General features: G+C 71.8%; 17 protein-coding genes. 3 read left to right on the top strand and 14 right to left on the bottom strand.

Translation table 11 applies throughout. From position 1 onward, the window contains the following. Positions 1-7: 7 nt before the first annotated feature. A complete protein-coding gene (locus tag ABZZ79_RS05790) occupies positions 8-1,063 on the top strand; it encodes an ABC transporter substrate-binding protein (RefSeq protein WP_356686866.1) in 1,056 nt (351 codons plus the stop codon). Beyond that, on the top strand, positions 1,060-2,388 hold the full coding sequence (locus tag ABZZ79_RS05785; protein ID WP_356686864.1) for an LLM class flavin-dependent oxidoreductase: 1,329 nt from the start codon (positions 1,060-1,062) through the stop codon (positions 2,386-2,388). The genes ABZZ79_RS05790 and ABZZ79_RS05785 overlap by 4 nt, the downstream gene beginning before the upstream one ends. A 173-nt stretch (positions 2,389-2,561) precedes the next feature. Here ABZZ79_RS05785 and ABZZ79_RS05780 read toward each other — a convergent pair whose 3' ends face one another. The 3 genes from ABZZ79_RS05780 to ABZZ79_RS05770 form a co-directional block, all read right to left on the bottom strand. Beyond that, positions 2,562-2,747, bottom strand: a complete 186-nt coding sequence (locus tag ABZZ79_RS05780) for a hypothetical protein (RefSeq protein WP_356686862.1) — start codon at positions 2,745-2,747, stop codon at positions 2,562-2,564. A 118-nt stretch (positions 2,748-2,865) separates the two neighbouring features. Continuing rightward, a complete protein-coding gene (locus ABZZ79_RS05775; protein WP_356686860.1) occupies positions 2,866-3,090 on the bottom strand; it encodes a cold shock domain-containing protein in 225 nt (74 codons plus the stop codon). 23 nt (positions 3,091-3,113) lie between these two features. Further along, on the bottom strand, positions 3,114-3,398 hold the full coding sequence (locus tag ABZZ79_RS05770; protein ID WP_356686858.1) for a hypothetical protein: 285 nt from the start codon (positions 3,396-3,398) through the stop codon (positions 3,114-3,116). A 913-nt stretch (positions 3,399-4,311) separates the two neighbouring features. Here ABZZ79_RS05770 and ABZZ79_RS05765 point away from each other — a divergent pair. Beyond that, positions 4,312-4,983 (top strand): phosphatase PAP2 family protein, encoded by a 672-nt coding sequence (locus ABZZ79_RS05765; protein WP_356686856.1) that lies wholly within the window; start codon positions 4,312-4,314, stop codon positions 4,981-4,983. Positions 4,984-4,991: 8 nt separating this feature from the next. On the opposite strand, the gene ABZZ79_RS05760 is transcribed toward ABZZ79_RS05765, so the two are convergent. Genes ABZZ79_RS05760 through ABZZ79_RS05710 form a run of 11 tightly spaced genes read right to left on the bottom strand, consistent with a single transcriptional unit; the run spans position 4,992 to position 16,636 of the window. Continuing rightward, on the bottom strand, positions 4,992-6,326 hold the full coding sequence (locus ABZZ79_RS05760; RefSeq protein WP_356686854.1) for a glutamate-1-semialdehyde 2,1-aminomutase: 1,335 nt from the start codon (positions 6,324-6,326) through the stop codon (positions 4,992-4,994). A 7-nt stretch (positions 6,327-6,333) separates the two neighbouring features. Then, positions 6,334-6,885 carry a dTDP-4-dehydrorhamnose 3,5-epimerase gene (rfbC, locus tag ABZZ79_RS05755; protein ID WP_356686852.1) on the bottom strand — a complete coding sequence of 184 codons (552 nt, stop codon included), beginning with the start codon at positions 6,883-6,885 and terminating at the stop codon, positions 6,334-6,336. Beyond that, a complete protein-coding gene (locus ABZZ79_RS05750) occupies positions 6,882-8,123 on the bottom strand; it encodes a polysaccharide pyruvyl transferase family protein (protein ID WP_356686850.1) in 1,242 nt (413 codons plus the stop codon). The genes rfbC and ABZZ79_RS05750 overlap by 4 nt, the downstream gene beginning before the upstream one ends. Then, complete coding sequence (locus ABZZ79_RS05745) at positions 8,120-9,067, bottom strand: glycosyltransferase family 2 protein (RefSeq protein ID WP_356686848.1); 948 nt, start codon at positions 9,065-9,067, stop codon at positions 8,120-8,122. Before ABZZ79_RS05745 ends, ABZZ79_RS05750 begins: the two co-directional genes overlap by 4 nt. Next, positions 9,064-10,353: a hypothetical protein gene (locus ABZZ79_RS05740; RefSeq protein WP_356686846.1), complete on the bottom strand. Its 1,290-nt coding sequence runs from the start codon at positions 10,351-10,353 to the stop codon at positions 9,064-9,066. The genes ABZZ79_RS05745 and ABZZ79_RS05740 overlap by 4 nt, the downstream gene beginning before the upstream one ends. 5 nt (positions 10,354-10,358) lie before the next feature. Next, complete coding sequence (locus ABZZ79_RS05735; protein ID WP_356686844.1) at positions 10,359-11,642, bottom strand: DUF4910 domain-containing protein; 1,284 nt, start codon at positions 11,640-11,642, stop codon at positions 10,359-10,361. After that, positions 11,630-12,655, bottom strand: coding sequence for an SDR family oxidoreductase (locus ABZZ79_RS05730; RefSeq protein WP_356686842.1), 1,026 nt, complete (start codon positions 12,653-12,655; stop codon positions 11,630-11,632). The genes ABZZ79_RS05735 and ABZZ79_RS05730 overlap by 13 nt, the downstream gene beginning before the upstream one ends. 3 nt (positions 12,656-12,658) lie before the next feature. Next, positions 12,659-13,306 carry a PIG-L deacetylase family protein gene (locus ABZZ79_RS05725; protein WP_356686840.1) on the bottom strand — a complete coding sequence of 216 codons (648 nt, stop codon included), beginning with the start codon at positions 13,304-13,306 and terminating at the stop codon, positions 12,659-12,661. Next, on the bottom strand, positions 13,303-14,133 hold the full coding sequence (locus tag ABZZ79_RS05720; RefSeq protein WP_356686838.1) for a glucose-1-phosphate cytidylyltransferase: 831 nt from the start codon (positions 14,131-14,133) through the stop codon (positions 13,303-13,305). Before ABZZ79_RS05720 ends, ABZZ79_RS05725 begins: the two co-directional genes overlap by 4 nt. Beyond that, a complete protein-coding gene (locus tag ABZZ79_RS05715; protein WP_356686836.1) occupies positions 14,130-15,365 on the bottom strand; it encodes a class I SAM-dependent methyltransferase in 1,236 nt (411 codons plus the stop codon). The genes ABZZ79_RS05720 and ABZZ79_RS05715 overlap by 4 nt, the downstream gene beginning before the upstream one ends. Continuing rightward, complete coding sequence (locus ABZZ79_RS05710; RefSeq protein ID WP_356686834.1) at positions 15,362-16,636, bottom strand: glycosyltransferase; 1,275 nt, start codon at positions 16,634-16,636, stop codon at positions 15,362-15,364. The genes ABZZ79_RS05715 and ABZZ79_RS05710 overlap by 4 nt, the downstream gene beginning before the upstream one ends. Positions 16,637-16,638 lie beyond the last annotated feature (2 nt).

Genomic DNA, 16,638 nt, shown 5'->3' with positions numbered 1-16,638 from the left:
ACAACTCATGAGCATCAGAACCACCGGAGTCCTCGGCCTCGTCGGCCTGCTCGCCCTCGGGAGTACCCTCGTCGCCTGCGGATCGGAGTCGGACACCGCCGCGCCGCTGAGCAACTTCGCCGAAGCGAGCGACGCCAAGCACCCCGAATGGAGCAAGTACACCTTCACCATCGGCGACAACGGCGGCGACGGCAGCGAGGCCCTGGCGAAGCTGACCGGCGTGTTCGACAACGCGCCCTACAAGGTCAAGTTCGCCCGCTTCACCTACGGCCCGCCGCTCGTGCAGGCCGCCGCCTCGGGCGACATCGACCTGGGCAGCGTCGGCAACGTACCGCCGATCACCGGGGCCGCGAAGGAGTACGGCTTCAAGATCGTCGCCGTCAACCGCTCGCTCACACCCGACCAGGCCGTGGAGAACATCATCGTGCCGAAGGGTTCGAAGCTGAGGACGGCCGCCGACCTCAAGGGCAAGAGGATCGCCGTTCCGCAGGGCAGTTCGGCCCACGGTCTGGCCCTGAACGCGCTCAAGAGCGTCGGCCTCACCCCGAAGGACGCGGAGCTCGTCTTCCTCGACCCGGCGGCTGGCGCGACGGCGTTCAACACCGGCAAGGTGGACGCCTGGTCGATCTGGAACCCGCAGTCGGCCATCGCGGTGAAGAACGGCGCCCGGGTCCTGGTGAAGGGCCTCCCGCCCATCGACCAGACGAGCAGCTACTACGTCGCGAGTGACAAGTCGCTGAAGGACAAGACCAAGCGTGCGGCTCTCACGGACGTCCTGAAGCGGCTCTCGCGAGAGTTCGCCTGGGCGGTCAAGCACCCCGACCAGTACGCGCGGGCGCTCTCCCAGGAGCAGGGCATCCCGTTGGCCGATGCCAAGGCGTCCCTGGCCGCCTACTCGAACCGGGTGACTCCGGTGGAGCAGTCGGACATCGAGCTGGAGCAGAAGCTCGCCGACACCTTCCTGGAGGCGGGGCAGATCACCAAGGAGGTCGACGTCAAGTCGATCACCGACAACCTCCTCCCGGCCGGTTACGACAGCTCCGAGCTGAAGGTCACCTCATGAGCGCGACACGGCGGCAGCTCCACCTCAACGCCTTCCTCATGGAAGCGGGCCACCATGAGGCGGCGTGGCGGCTCCCGCACAGCAATCCCCGGGCGGACTTCGACCTGCGGCACTGGATCGAGCTGGCACAGCTGGCCGAGAACGCCAAGTTCGACTCGCTGTTCCTCGCGGACGGCCCGGCCCTCATCGGCACCGGCGAGTTCCGGCCGCCGGGCCAGCTCGAACCGCTGACCCTGCTGACCGCGCTGTCCCAGGCGACCAGCAGGATCGGCCTCATCGCGACCGTTTCATCGACCTACAACGAGCCGTACAACCTCGCCCGCCGGCTCGCGTCCGTCGACCACGTCAGCGGCGGCCGCGCCGGCTGGAACATCGTCACCTCGGCAGGGGCGGACGAGGCCGCCAACTTCGGCCTGTCCGACCGCCCCGGCCACGCCGAACGCTACGCCCGTGCCGACGAGTTCCTGAAGGTCGCCAAGGGGCTGTGGGACAGCTGGGAGTCCGAGGCCGTCGTCGCGGACAGGACCACGGGACGCTACGCCGACCCCGAGCGTCTGCACCGCCTCGGACACGACGGCAGGTACTTCAAGGTGGCCGGCCCGCTCAACGTCGAGCGTCCGCCGCAGGGCTACCCGCTGCTCGTCCAGGCCGGCTCCTCCGAGGACGGCAAGGACTTCGCGGCCCGCCATGCCGAGGCGATCTTCACCGCCCACACGACGTACGAACGCGCCGCCGCCTTCTACGCCGACATCAAGGCACGGACCAGGGCCGCCGGGCGCGACCCGCGAGGTGTGATCGTCCTGCCGGGCATCGTCCCGTACATCGGCTCGACCGAGGCGGAGGCACGGGCGCTCGCGAGGCAGTTCGACGAGCTGCGCGTACCGGAGTACGGGCTGCGTCAGCTGGCCGCCGTGTTCGAGACCGAGCCGTCGGTCTTCGAACTCGACGAAGCACTACCGGACTTCATCCTCGCCAGGCCGAAGCTGGAAGGCTCGCAGAGCCGTTCCGACCTGATCATCGATCTCGCGTCGCGCGAGAAGCTGACGGTCCGACAGATCATCTCCCGACTCGGGGGTGGACGCGGTCACTTCGAGTTCGTCGGCACGCCCGAGCAGGTCGCGGACACGATCATCACCTGGTTCGAGGGCGGTGCGGCGGACGGCTTCAACATCATGGCGCCCGCCCTGCCGTCGGGCCTCGCGGCTTTCGCCGAGCACGTACTGCCGATCCTGCGGGGCAAGGGGCTGTTCCGCGAGGAGTACGAGGGCACGACCCTGCGCGAACACTACGGACTCCCGGTCCCGGCCAACCAGTTCCATGCCTGACCCGCTCATGACTCCCGCCGCTTTCCGCGGCGGCGGGAGTCCGCCGGGCCGCTCGTCGAGCACCCGGGCATGACGTACAAACCTCATCCGCGCCTTGGCCGGGGCTCACGCAACTTCCGGGTCGCTCGGGCAGGGCCGACACACATGACGGCCGCGAGCGTGGCTCCCCGCGCTCAGCCGTGGTAGGCGATCTTCTCGTCCAGGACGTCCATGGCCCGGCTCAGCGACGCAACTCGCTGTTCCAGGACGGCGCGGCGCTCGCGGAGGAACGCGTCGCGGTCCTGCGCGGACTGCTCGGCACGCAGGATCTGAGTACAGGCGTGCGGACGTGCTGGTGACCGGCGCCGGGATCCAGGCACTGGCTCGGGGCACTCGGCGCCGCCACGTCGCGTCGCTGCCCGGACGTTCCGAAGGCGGCTTCACCGCCGTGCGCACGGGCAACCCTTTCCCTGCGGAAAGCCGCGCGACCGGGGCATGTCAGGTCTGCCGGGGCACGATGGTCACCGCTCGATAGCCGTACCCGTCTTGTTTGAAGCCAGGGGCTTCCCAGCGGAGTTCCACCCGCTGATCCGGCGACAGCGTGCGGAAGCCTTCCATCTGGATGTGAGAGTAGTGGCCCCAACAACCGCCAGGTGTTTCGGGGGAGTCGAGCACACCCCACCCTTCCTCTTCGTGCCACTCACGGACAGTCGCGGTCACCATGTGGCAAGGCTACAAGTTCCGTGCTACGAGTGGGCGACGACGTCACCCGCGGTGATCTGGGGCGGCTGGGGGAGCAGGGAGGCGAGGCGGTCCTGTACGTACTGCCGTGCCCTGTCGGTCGACTCCTCGGCGCCGGCCCGGTCCTGGAAGACGCCCGTCGACACCATCACTCCGTTGCCTGCATCGACCCAGTAGTAGGCCACGAAGCCTGGGACCTCCTGCAGGAGCGGCACGAACTCGTCGTTGACCCTGCGTCCTGCCTCGGCGGGGTCGGTGACTCCTTCGTACCGCCGGACCACTGCGTACATGGCTGGTCTCCTCATGGTTCGCGGGGCCGTGTCGTGTGGGGACGGCGTACCCGCCCTGGCACATGAGGTCGGCACGAGTCCGGTGTGAATCACCGGAAAGGCTTCCGTCGGTGGTCCAAACGGACGGGCGGACCCAGCCGGGGCGCGACCTGCCCGGCCGGAGGGATGAGCGGGCGAAGCACAGGGGGCAGCGGGTCCGGCGTCCGGCGCACTGCCGGTAGGGGACGGGCCCGGGAGCCGCCCACCCCGAAGCCGTGCCGGGCCCGGCCCACCACGGGGTTCTCACCCTCACTCGGGACCGACGGCGCCAGACGCTACCTGCGGGTCCCGTTCCAGGAGACGAGGCCGACGCCGCTCACCGCCACGGCCCCCTGGTCGGTTCTCCGTCGCGGTAGCGGTCGGCACAGCGTCGTCGGGACTGACGGGAGCAAGGGAGCGGCGGCCCGGAACCACAGTTCGCGGAGCGTTGACGGGTGGACTTTCCGACGACGGTGTGCCGCGACCGCATAGTTGGCTAGGGTGACAAGCAGGGACTGATTCCGATCCCTTGACCAGGGTGATGGACAGGCCGGCGAGTTCGGGGCCGCACAGGCTGATGGCTCCCGGACGGGCCAGGTAGGACACCGACGGAGGCTCGTCGGCGGGGAGTCGGCGCCGACGGAAGCCGAAGACACTGCCGTGTCCGACGGGGGCGTGAACCACTGCCGCGCATGGCAGACGTGAAGGTCACCGAAAGCAGGCCGGGCCGTCCTCAAGAGGGCCTGGAACAGGGGAAACAGGAGGCCGCCGGTTCATGGCTGTCCATCGGTCGGATCAAGGGCCGTACGCTCACCGTGCCTCAGAGGACCAAGATCCGGGACACCCTCCGCCGGTCACGGCACAGCACCGCGGGCCGACCGGACACGGTGAGGGTGTGACCGGCCCGCCGGCGCCCGCGGCGCTGTCCCCGTCGTTGCGCGCGTGGTCCGGGCTGATGGCGGCCCTCGCCGCGCTGGTGGTCGTCGTGCTCGGGGTCCTGTACGCCGACGACAGCGAACCCGGCGCGGTGGACGCGCGGATCTCGGCGGCGGTGGACGGTGTGGGGCCGCCGTGGCGGCGCATCGCTCTGGCCACGGACTTCCTGGGGGAGCCCGTGGGAGCGGCGACGCTGGTCGTGGCCACCGTGACGGTCTGCCTGCTGCTTCGGCGTCCTCGCGCAGCGGTGCTCGCCGTCGTCGGCGTCGGCATGGCCGTGGGGACGACGACGCTGCTCAAGTACCTGGTGGGACGCACCATCCACGGCGATGACAACCTGTCCTATCCGAGCGGACACACCGCCTTCCTCACCGCGCTCGCCCTCGTGGTGGCGCTGCTGGCGACCGGCAGGCTCGGCCTCGGCAGGACGGCCGCCGCGTGGCTCGTGCTCGCCGCGGCGCTGCTGGCCGGCGCCGCCATGGGCTGGGCGCAGGTCGCCCTGGGCGCGCACTACCCGACCGACGTCCTCGGCGGCTGGTGCACCGCGCTGGCGGTGGTCCCGGCGACGGCGTGGCTGGTCGACCGGACGGCGGACTGGAAGGCCGACGTCGGTCAGCGGGAGCGCCGCTGACCGTCACGTCAGGCCAGGCGGCGGAACACGGGCTTCACCGGTCGTCCGCCCAGCCAGGCGGCGGGGTCGGCGGCGTCCAGCGCCTTCCGGTACACCGCACACGCCTCGGCCACCACGTCCACGGTGCGGTCGATGTCGGCGTCGTCGAGCGCGCCGCTCACCACGAACGACGGCGCCAGCACCCCGCCCGCGAGGAGCCGGCGCAGGAACAGGGTGCGGTACCGCTGCGACGGCTGCCGGTTCTCGTCGAGGGTGGCGAAGACCAGGTTGCTGGCCCGGCCCCGGACGACGACGTGGTCGCCCACGCCCATGCCGGCCGCGGCCTCGCGGACTCCGGCGGCCAACCGCTCACCGAGGGCGTGCAGCCGCGCCGTGACGCCCTCCTCGACGTAGGTGGTCTGCACGGCCATCGCGGCTGCCAGGGAGTGCGTTTCCGCACCGTGCGTGGTGGACAGCAGAAACACCCGGTCGCCGGAGTGCCGCAGCCCGCCCCGCTCCATCAGGTCGCGGCGCCCGGCCAGAGCGGAGACGGCGAACCCGTTGCCGAGCGCCTTGCCGAACGTCGAGAGGTCGGGGACGACGCCGTACAGGCCCTGGGCGCCCGCCTCGGACCAGCGGAAACCGGTGATCATCTCGTCGAAGATCAGTACGCAGCCGTGCCGGTCGGCCAGCTCGCGCAGGCCGGCCAGGTACCCGGGCGGCGGCTCGCTGTGAGCGGCCGGTTCGAGGATGAGGCAGGCCACCTCGTCCTGGTACCGGGTGAGCAGTTCCTCAGTGGCGGCCAGGTCCCCGTACGGGAACGCCACGGTGAGCTCGGTGGTGGCCGCCGGGATACCGGCGGACATCGGCGTGGTGCCGATGAACCAGTCGTCGACGGAGAAGAACGGATGGTCGCTACAGACGGCCACCCGCGACCGCCCGGTGACGGCGCGCGCGAGCCGGACCGCGGCCGTGGTGACGTCCGAGCCGTTCTTCGCGAACTTCACCATCTCCGCGGTCGGCACCGTGGCCAGGAAGCGTTCCGCGGCCTCGACCTCCATGATGGACGGCCGGGCGAAGTTGCTGCCGCGGTCGAGTTCCCGCCGCACCGCCTCGATCACGCGTGGGTGCGCGTGACCGAGGCTGACCGACCGCAGACCGGAGCCGTACTCGATGTAGCGGTTGCCGTCGACGTCCCACACGTGGGCACCGCGGCCGTGGCTGATGACCGGGGCCAGGTTCTCGGGGTACTGGTCGTCGCCCTTGGCGTAGGTGTGCGCGCCCCCGGGGATCAGGGCGTGCAGCCGCTCGTTCGCCTCTCGTGACCGGGGCAGGAGGAACGTCTCGGTGTCTTCGTTGACCACGGCAACCTCAACTTTCTCTTTGTTTCAGGACCTCGGCCAGGCTCGGCGCCCCTCGGTCCCGCTGGGACGTCGATGTGACCGGCAGCGGCCAGGCGATGGCGAGCTCCGGGTCGTCGAAGGCGATCGTCACGTCCTCGGCCGGATCGTGCGGGCGGTCGATCCGGTAGGAGGTGTCGGCGGTCTCGCTCAGCGCCTGGAAGCCGTGCGCGCACCCCGCCGGGATGTACAAGGTCGCCTGCGTCTCGCCGGACAGCTCGAAGACGGCCACGTTGCGGTAGGTCGGCGAGTCCGGGCGCAGGTCCACGACGACGTCGAAGATCTCCCCGTACGAGCACCGCACGAGCTTGGCCTCACCCGCGCCGGAGCGCAGATGCAGGCCCCGCAGCACACCCCGGACCGAGCGGGACACGCTGTCCTGGACGAAGGCGGCCGGGTCGAGGCCCACCGAGCGGACCACGTCGGCGTCGAAGGTGCGGCAGAAGAAGCCCCGCTCGTCGGAGTACGGCGTCGGCTCGAACAGATACGCGCCGGCGATCTCAGGGACGTCGATCGCTTTCATGAGGCCTCCCGTACATCGTGGGCTTGACCGGTCGCCGGGAACAGCGCCGCGGTCAAGGCGGTGAACTGGTGCTCGAGTTGCCGGGCCGCGGCCACGTTCCGCTCGGTGAGGGTCTGCCGCAGCTGTGCCGATCGCTTCTCCAGCGCCCGGAACTGTTCGAGGAGCCGGTCCGCGTCGACCTCACGAGCCGGGTGGCAGTACGCGCCGAGACCCATCCGGTCCATGAGCGCGTCGCTCTTCGCCGCGTAGCTGAGCGCGAGCACTGGCGTGCCGGTCTTCAATGCGCAGATCAGGTTGTGGTAGCGGATCGCCACCACGGTGTCGGCAGCCGCCATCTCCTTCATCAGGTCGGCCAGCGAGGACGGCTCGGCAGGGGTGACCAGCGGCGAGTCCACCGCGTCGAGGATCGCGGCGACCACCGACGCGTCGCACTCGTCACCGGTGAGCAGCCGGACGGCCCTGCCCTCATCGACCAGCGCGCGGACGAACCGGATCGTCCCGTCGAGGTAGCGCCGGTATATCTCATCGGCCCGGGCCCGATCGTCGTTGCCGCCGTGGAAGTCCATGACGCCGACGCATACCGGGCCCGGCGGGGCCGACGGGTCCGAGGGCGCGCCCGGCCGCGGCGTCGGCAGGGAGAACGCGAGGTCCGGGTAGACCTCGTCGCGCGCGGTGTCCACGCCCATCTCCCGCATCGTGTCGCGGGACTGCGCGTCCCGGTAGGACCGGTACGCGGCCAGCCGCGCCGACCAGCGCACCAGGGCCCGGGTCGGCCGGTTGCCGATGGCCGCGGCGCCGACGCTGACCAGCGCCACCCGGGTGCGCAGCAGCCGGCCGCTCGCGCAGAGCAGGAACAGCGAGTACGGGAAGCCCCACGGCCGCAGCGGCAGCGTGGCCTCCAGTACGCCCATGCCCGGCACGATCACCACGTCGTGCCGGCGCACCCAGGCAGCGGTGCGGAAGACGTCGACGAGTTTGCCCAGGCCCTTCGCCACGATCGCGCCCGCACGCGACGCGGTCCGGTACTCCCCGCGGTACCAGTGCAGCCGCGTCGCGGGGATCCCGAACCGGGTCGTCACGGCCTCGGGTCCGCCGCACAGCGCGTCCACGACCGCCTCCGGGTGTTCGGCGCGGAGGTACCCGAGCACCGCTTCGAGCGATCCGTCGTTGCCGAGGTTGCCGGAACCGAGCAGGCCGAACACCCCGACGCGCACCGGAGTCTCGTTCGCGGGCCTCATGTCCGCCTCCCCTCGCGGCCGGCGACGAGCGCGTCGACGGAGACCGTGAGCAGGGCCGGATCGACCGGGGCGCGGTCCTCGACCCGTTCGCCGGCGCCCGGCCGGACCCGGCTGGTCGCCCATGCGGCCAGGTGGCGGTAGCAGGCGCGCCGGTCGGCCGGGGACAACGGCGCCCGCCGGACCGCCGCGACGAAGCCCCACATGTACTCGGCGAGCAGCCGGGGCGTCGGGTGCAGCAAGCCGGCCCGGCGCGGATCCAGGTTGACGCACCGGGAGCGCTTGGAGGGGTTCGCCCGCTCGGCGCGGGTGGGATGGTCGCGGCGGAAATACAGCAGCTCCGGCACCTGGTGGAAGGGCCCGTGCAGAGTGATCTCGGCGACGTACGTGCGGTCCGCGTGGTGGTAGCTGTCCATCGGTTTCACCCGGCGCAGCATGTCGGCCCGCATCACCCCGTAGAAGTCGTCGCCACCCGGCTCGAACAGCAGACTGCGGAAGCGCTCCGGCGCGTGCGGAGAGTCGGTGGCGAGCCCGTACTCGTAGGGGACCTTCACCTGGCCGTCGCCGTCGATGACCGCCTGGCCGGTGTGCGCGAGGATCACGTCCGGTCGCTCGTCCAGCGCCTGAACGCAGCGCCGCAGCAGGTCCCGGCCGTACAGGTCGTCGTGCGAGGCCCACTTGAACAGCTCGCCGCGGGACTCGGCGAGCACACGGTTGTGGTTCGGCGTGGCGCCGATGTTCCGGGGCAGACGGAGGTAGCGGATGCGTGAGTCCTGAGCCGCGTACTCGCGGCAGATGTCCTGCGTCCCGTCGGTCGAGGCGTTGTCGGAGATGAGCAGCTCGAAGTCCTCGTAGGTCTGGCCGAGCAGAGCGTCGAGCGACTCGGCCAGGTACTCCTCGCCGTTGTACACGGGCAGGCCGATGCTCAGCCTGGGTTGGGCGGTCATGAGGTCCTCACTTCGGGGATGGGATTGCGGTGGTGCTCGCGCAGGGCGGACCGCAGTTGCAGCCACCACACGGCCGAGCCGCTGACGGTCGCGGCGGCGACGCCCCAGGCCGAGCCGACCGCGCCGGCGGCGGCCGCACCGCCGAGCCCGCCGCCGACATAGCAGGCGGAGGCGAACAGCTGGCAGCGCAGGCTGCGCCGGGCCGCGCCGAGCGCGCGCAGCCCGGCTGCCGCGCCGGTGCCGAGGCCCGCGCCCGCGACGCCGAGGGAGACCGGCACGATGAGCTGCGAGGCGGAGTGCCAGACGCCGCCGAGCACCAGCTCGCCGAGCCGGCCGGGCATCAGCAGCAGCGCCGAGCCCCACAGCAGCGCGCCGGCGGCCTGGCCCCCGCCAAGGAGGAGGCAGAACCTGCCCAGTTGACGCGGGGCCTGCCGCAGCACCCGCGCCGCCTCCGGGACGGTGACCAGCGAAAGCCCCATGAGCACCGCCAGGAACGGGCCGAGCAGGAGCTCGGCGCCGCGCACCGCACCCACCGCGCCGACCCCGACGATCGCGCCGAGCCCGTACGCCCGCAGCTGGCTCGCGCCACTGAGGCTGACGTTCTCGACCAGGTACCGGTAGCCGAGGTCGCGCTGCTCGCGAAGCCACCCGCGGGCCTCGGTCGTCCGGGGCCGGATGCCGGACTGGACGCAGCCGTACCCCGCCGCCACCGTCGCGGACGCGCCCCAGGCGAGCACGAAAGCGGCCACGCTGCCCACGCGGGCCGCCACCACCATGGCCGGGACGAGCGCGACGCCCCACACGACGTCGTTGACGAACGCCTTGCGTCCGGCGCCGGCGGCGAAGAACGAGAACCGCCAGGCGTCCTGGAGCAGCAGCCCCGGCAGCATGACCGCAAGGGCTGCGAACGCGGTCCCCACGCGGCCGCCGAGGCCGAGCCCGGCCACCAGACACGCCGCGCCGAGGGCCGTACCGACGCCGAGCGCGGTACCCGTCGACCGGGCCACCGCCCCGCGCCATGAGGCGTTCGGTACGCCGCTGAAGCGCACCACGAGCGGATCGGTGGCCAGCCCGCGGGAGACGTTGAGCACCACGCCGTACGTCACCCAGGCGAGGCTGAACACGCCGAACGCGGTCACCCCCAGCGAGCGGGCCACGTAGATGCCCACCGCGAAGTTGGACATGCTGGAGGCCGCCTGGTCGGCCAGTCCCCAGGACAGCCGGCCGACGAGGGCCCGCCGGGCGGATCCGGCCGGGCTCGTCGCCTTCTCCTCCTCGGTGGTCATCGGCGTCACGTCTTGATCAGCCCGGCGCCGTGCAGGGCGCCGGCCGCGGCCGCGACGGTGTCGAACGACAGCCCGGACCGCTCGGCGACGTCCAGCAGACTGTGCTCGCCGTCGGAGAGGCTGAGCACCCACAGCATGGCCATCTGGGCCTGCTTGGCGTCGCTGCGGCCGCCGAGCGAGTCGTACAGCCCACGTCGGCCCAGCTGTGGCTCGCCGTAGGGGCTGAGGTTGACGTACCGCCGGTTGCCGTCCAGCACGGCGAACGCCTCGCGGCACAGGGCGAGCGTGTCCGCCATCGCCTCCGGGGAGACGAGGTCCAGGTTGTCCGCCGAGGTGTGGTACTCGGGGTAACCGGCGTACGGGGTCCGGCTGAGCGAGCCCACGCCGAGATCGAAGCCCGGTGAGCAGAACTGCCGCTCGTCGTAGCCGTACGGAGTGAACTCGGTGATGTGGTGCGGGCGTTCGGAGGAGGCCAGCACATGCCGCATCACCCGGTCGATCTCCGCGTCACCGCGCCTGCTCTGCTTGTACGTCAGTTGGCCCGGGTCGCCCGCGCAGGCCAGCACCAGCCCGTGCTTGACCCGCTCCGTCCGTTCCGCGTTGCGGGCGAGCCAGGTGATCGCCCCGATGGTGCCGGGCGCGTAGATGAACCGGTAGGTGTAGTACGGCGTCCGCTCCGCCAGGGCCCGGGCCAGGAACGTCGCGACCGCGATGCCGGCCAGGTTGTCGTTGGCCAGCGACGGATGGCAGACGTGGCAGGAGACGATCACCTCGTCGGCGACCTGCCCGGGGACCACGTGCTCGGCGTAGGTGAGGTGGCCGTCGGCGAGTGTGGAGTCGATGCGCACCTCGTACTCGCCGTCCGGCAGCGCGTCCAGGGTCTCCTGGGACAGGCAGAACCCCCATTCCGGCTTGTAGTAGCTGGTGCGGTACGGCACCCAGGCCGGGTGCTCCGGCAGGGTGTGCAGGTGTCCGCGCAGCTCGGCCAGCGGCATGGTCGCCGACACCGGCACGCTGTAGCCGAGCACGTGCAGGCTGGACGCGGCGAAGTCGACGACCCGGTTCCCGGTGGTGTCGGCGATGTACGCGTCCCGGATGTTCCACTCCTGCGGCACCGTCCAGTCGAGCACCTGCGTCCCGGTCGGCACCTCGTGCACCTGGAGCGGGACGTACTCGCCGACGATGTCCAGGGTGGCGCGCACACCGTCGCCGGTGATGCTCCGGCACAGCGGGTACAGCCGCTCCACCAGCTCGTACATCTCCTCGCCCGCCGTGGTCATCGGCGCCACCGCAGGGTGTCGTCGACGGCGCCGGCGTCGGACGCCGCGCGCAGCACGGCCAGCCGGGTGAAGCGTCGCTCGAAGCCCTCCCGGGTCAGGCCGTGTTCCCGGTAGGCGTCGGCGAGTTCGAGCGCGCCCCGCTTCACCGTCCACTCGCAGTCGAAGCCGGGCACGGCGGCGCGGAAGCGGGAGAAGTCCACCCGGTACGACCGCGGATCGGCACCGTTCTCCCCGGTGATCACCACCTTCGCACCGGACACCGCCTCGGCGACCTGTTCGGCGATCTCGGCGACCGTGACGTTGTTGGTCTCGCTGCCGATGTTGAACGCCCGGTCGTGCACCGCGTCCCGCGGCGCGGTCAGCGCGGCCGTGAAGGCCCGTGCGATGTCGGCGGCGTGCACCAGCGGGCGCCAGGGGGTGCCGTCGGAGAGCACCAGCACCTCACCGGACAGAAGCGCGTGGCCCACGAGGTTGTTCAGCACGATGTCGGCGCGCAGCCGGGGTGAGTAGCCGAAGGCGGTGGCGTTGCGCATGAACACCGGGCTGAAGTCGCCGTCGGCCAGGGCATGCAGGTCGTCCTCCACCCGCACCTTGGACTCCGCGTACGGCGTCACCGGGCGCAGCGGGGCGTCCTCGGCCACCAGGTCGTCGCCCCCGGCGGCGCCGTAGACGGAGCAGGTGGACGCGTACAGGAAGCGCCGCACTCCGGCGTCGCGGGCCAGCCGGGCCAGCCGCACGGAGGCGTGGTGGTTGATGTCGTAGGTGAGCTCCGGCGCCAGCGATCCCAGCGGGTCGTTGGACAGGGCGGCCAGGTGGATCACGGCGTCGGCCCCGGCCACGTGGTCGGCCGTGACGTCGCGCAGGTCCACCCGGTGCCCCGGCGGGTCCGCGGGGGCCGGGCCCAGCACGCAGTCGGCGAACAGGCCGGCGTCCAGGCCGACGACCTCGTGCCCGGAGGCCGCGAGGACGGGGGCCATCACGGTGCCCAGATAGCCCTGGTGTCCGGTCAGCAGTACGCGCAAGGTTCAGTCCCCCAGGTCGAGAGTGAGTTTGGTGACGGCGAACGCCTCGGCGTAGCGCGCGTGGCTTTCGATGCCGCGGATCCGGGCGAGCCCGAGGAAGGCTTCCCGGTCGTACCAGGGCCGGTGCCGTTGCGAGGGGTAGTGCTCCTGCAGCAGCCGCACCTTCTGCTCGGCGACCTCCGGCGTCAGCGGCTGGTACGCCGCCGGACGGCCGAGATCGCCGTCCCACTTGACGATCTCGTAGCCGAGCACGAGGTGGTCGCGGAACGCGGTGGTCATCAGCTTCGCCAGACCGCGGTGGTCCTGGTGCGCGTCGTCGGTACGCGGGGCCAGGACCAGATCCGGCTCGGTCCGCAGGCGCAGTTCCTCGACCGCGGACTTGGCCTCGTCCCAGTGCGCGGGCAGCCGTCCGTCCGGCAGCTTGTGCACGGTCAGCCGCAGGTCGGCGCCCGGGCAGAAGGCGGCGAGCGCGGCCTGCTCCTCCTGCTCCCGCTCGCTGCCACCGCCGGAGAGCACCAGCGCGTCGACGCGGAGACCCGGCCGCGCGAGGCACAGCGTCAGCAGCGTGCCGCCCGCGCCGATGGCGATGTCGTCGCAGTGCGCGCCCACCGCGACGATCCGGTCCAGGCGCCCGGCGCCGAGACGGATCACGCGGTCCTCACCCCGGCCCCGTCCCTGCCGCAGGCCGCGCCCGCCGTCGCGCCGCCGTGTTCCCACACGGCCCACGGGCGGTCGCCCCGGGCATAGGCGGCATCGAGCGCGGCCCGCTCCTTCACGGTGTCGGTCGGCTTCCAGAAGCCGCGGTGCTGGTACGCCGCCAGCCGTCCGCGCTTGGCCAGTTGGGTGCATCCGTCGGCGACCAGGTCCCCGTTCTCCGGGATGTGGTCGAAGACCTCCTGGCGGAGCACGAAGTAGCCGCCGTTCTCCCACAGGGGCATGTCGCTCACCGAGGTGATGCCGCCCACCAGGCCGTCCTCACCCAGGTCCACGCAGTGGAACGAGGACTGCGGCGGCACGACCATCATCGACGCGCCGGCGTCGCGCCGGGCGAACCGGTCGATCATCTCCGGCAGCGGGGCGTCGGTGAGCACGTCGGCGTAGTTGGCGAGGAACATCTCGTCGCCGTCCAGGTGGTGCCGCACCCGGCGCAGCCGTTCCCCGATCGGTGACTCGATGCCGGTCTGCGCGAACGTGATCGTCCAGGAGGCGATGTCGGTGGACAGCAGCTCGGTGCGCCCGCCCCGCAGCACGAAGTCGTTGGACGTCGTCTCCTCGTAGTTGAGGAAGAAGTCCTTGATGTGGTGGGCCCCGTACCCGAGGCACAGGATGAACTCCGTGTGCCCGTAGTACGCGTAGTAGCGCATCACGTGCCAGATCAGCGGCCGCGGGCCGACCATCGCCATCGGCTTGGGCATGTCGTCGGAGCTTCCGCTGCGCATTCGCAGCCCGTAACCGCCGCAGAACAGTACGACCTTCACGACTTCACCTCGACAATGCTCAGTTCCGGGATCGGGAAGACCAGCCGGCCGCCCCAGGTGTGCACGAAGGACAGTTGCTCGATCAGTTCGTCCCGCAGGTTCCACGGGAGGACGAGGACGTAGTCCGGTCTGTCGGCGGCTATCCGCTCGGGCGGCAGGATCGGGATGCGGGTGCCCGGGGTGAACCTGCCGTGCTTGTAGGGGTTGCGGTCGACCGTGTACGCGAGCAGGTCGGGCCGGATGCCGCAGTGGTTGAGCAGGGTGTTGCCCTTGCCCGGGGCGCCGTAGCCGACGACTGTCTCGCCGCGCTCGGCCGCCTCGATGAGGAACCGCAGCAGGTCCCGGCGCACCTTGGCCACCCGAGCGGAGAACTCGGCGTACCCGGACAGCTCCTGCAGCCCGGCGGCCTTCTCCCGGTCCAGCACGTCGGCCACCCGCCGGGACGGCTCACCGGCCACCTCGGCCGGCCGGGCCCACAGCCGGATGGAGCCGCCGTGCGTGGGCAGCAGCTCGACGTCCACGAGCGCGAGTCCGCCGCTGGCCAGGGCCCGGATCGCGGAGGCGACCGTGTAGTACTGGAAGTGCTCGTGGTAGATCGTGTCGTACTGGTTCTCCTCGATCAGGGTCAGCAGATGCTGCACCTCGACGGAGACCCAGCCGTCGTCGGCGACCAGGGCACGCAGCCCCTGGGTGAACCCGACCACGTCGGGGATGTGCGCGTACACGTTGTTGGCCACGACCAGGTCCGCCGGGCCGTGCTCGGTGCGGACGGCGGCGCCGGTGGCCGGGTCCAGGAACTCCGTGAGCGTGGGTACACCCGCGTCCCGCGCCGCCGCGCCGACGTTCACCGAGGGCTCGACGCCGAGGCAGCGGATGCCGCGGTCCACCATGTGCCTCAGCAGATACCCGTCGTTGCTCGCGACCTCGACCACGAAGGCGTCGGTGCCCAGACCCAGCCGCTGCACGGCGTCGGCGACGAACGTGCGCGCGTGCTCCACCCAGGAGGTCGAGTAGGAGGAGAAGTACGCGTACTGCGTGAACGTCTCCTCCGGCGTGATCAGCGGAGGGATCTGCGCGAGCCAGCAGTCGGTGCAGACCCGCAGGTGCAGCGGGTACGCGGGCTCCGGCCGGTCCAGTTGGTCCGCGGCGAGAAAGCTCTCGCACGGCGGGGTCGCCCCCAGGTCGACGACGCTCGCCAGCGCCGAAGAGCCGCAGAGTCGGCATCGTGTCACTTACTGCCCCCATCCCGCTCGCGCGAGTGCCCCCGCAGCGAGCCAGTGCTCTTGTCCCCTACCTGCGGCGGGCTGTCCCCGCCGCCGGACCGACCCGCGATCGCGGTGCGGTACTCCTCCACCAGGCGCTCCAGCCCGACGGCCGGACTGAAGTCCTGCTCGTAACGGCGCCGGGCCGCCTTCCCCATCTCCCGGTTGCGCGCCGGCCCGGCCGTGATCCGGCGCAGGCGGGACGCGAGCGAGGCGGGCTCGCCCGGCCGGTGCAGCAGCCCGGTCACCCCGTCCTCGACGAGTTCGACGAAGGCGCCGTGACCGGCGGCGACGACCGGGACCCCCGCCGCCATCGCCTCCACGACCACCAGGCCGAACGCCTCCAGCCATGTGGAGGGCGCCACCACGGCGACCGACCGCGCGATGGCCTGCCGGCACTGCGCCGGGTCGTACAGGCCGACGTACCGCACGTCGTCCCGGTCCGCCGCCCAGGCGGCCACCTCTGCCTCCAGTGGCCCCGTCCCGGCGATGACGAGCGGCACACCCACACCGCCGCTTGCCGCGATCTCGTCCCAGGCGGCCATCAGCAGCCGCACGCCCTTGGCCTCCGCGAGCCGGCCGAGATAGAGCAGATGCTCACCGGCGCCCTCCCGGCGGGCGGCCGGGTCGGGCACGAAGTTGTGCTTCACCGCCAGCCGCTCGGCCGGCATGCCGGACCGCACCAGGACGTCTCGCTGCGCGGCCGAGATGCAGAGGAACCGCTCCACGCCGGACCACCACCGCCGCCGGTTGACCGACAGGCTCACCGCGAGCGGCACCGTCGCCAGCCGGGAGCCGCGGTAGCAGCCGTGCCGCACGGCGGGCAGCGGCGCGGACCCGACGCACTCGGCGCACGGCCGGCCGTCCCGCTGCAGCGTGCCGGGCGGGCAGACCTGGGTGTAGTTGTGCAGCGTGGCGACGGCGGGCACACCGGTGTCGGCGCAGGCGGCCAGCACCGCGGGCGACAGGAGCGGGAAGACGTTGTGGACGTGCACCACGTCCGGCCGCTCCGCGCGAAGCCGGGCGGCGAGCTCCGCGCGGACCGCCGGGTTCCACGGCACCAGCAGCGGTATCGCGGCCTTGCCCAGCAGGGACCGGGCGCCGATGTCGTCGCTGCGCCGCTCGAACACCCCGACCCGGTGGCCGGCCCCGCGCAGCAGCGCCACCTCCTGGTCGACGACCTTGTTCTCCCCGCTCGGCTGCGCCGAGGCGTAGCGGTTGTGCACCACGAGGACGTGCATGC

The sequence above is a fragment of the Streptomyces sp. NPDC006458 genome (assembly GCF_040612135.1).
Lineage (GTDB): Bacteria > Actinomycetota > Actinomycetes > Streptomycetales > Streptomycetaceae > Streptomyces.
The sequence above is the reverse complement of the archived record's forward strand: the minus strand, read 5'-3'. Positions and strand labels throughout refer to the sequence as shown.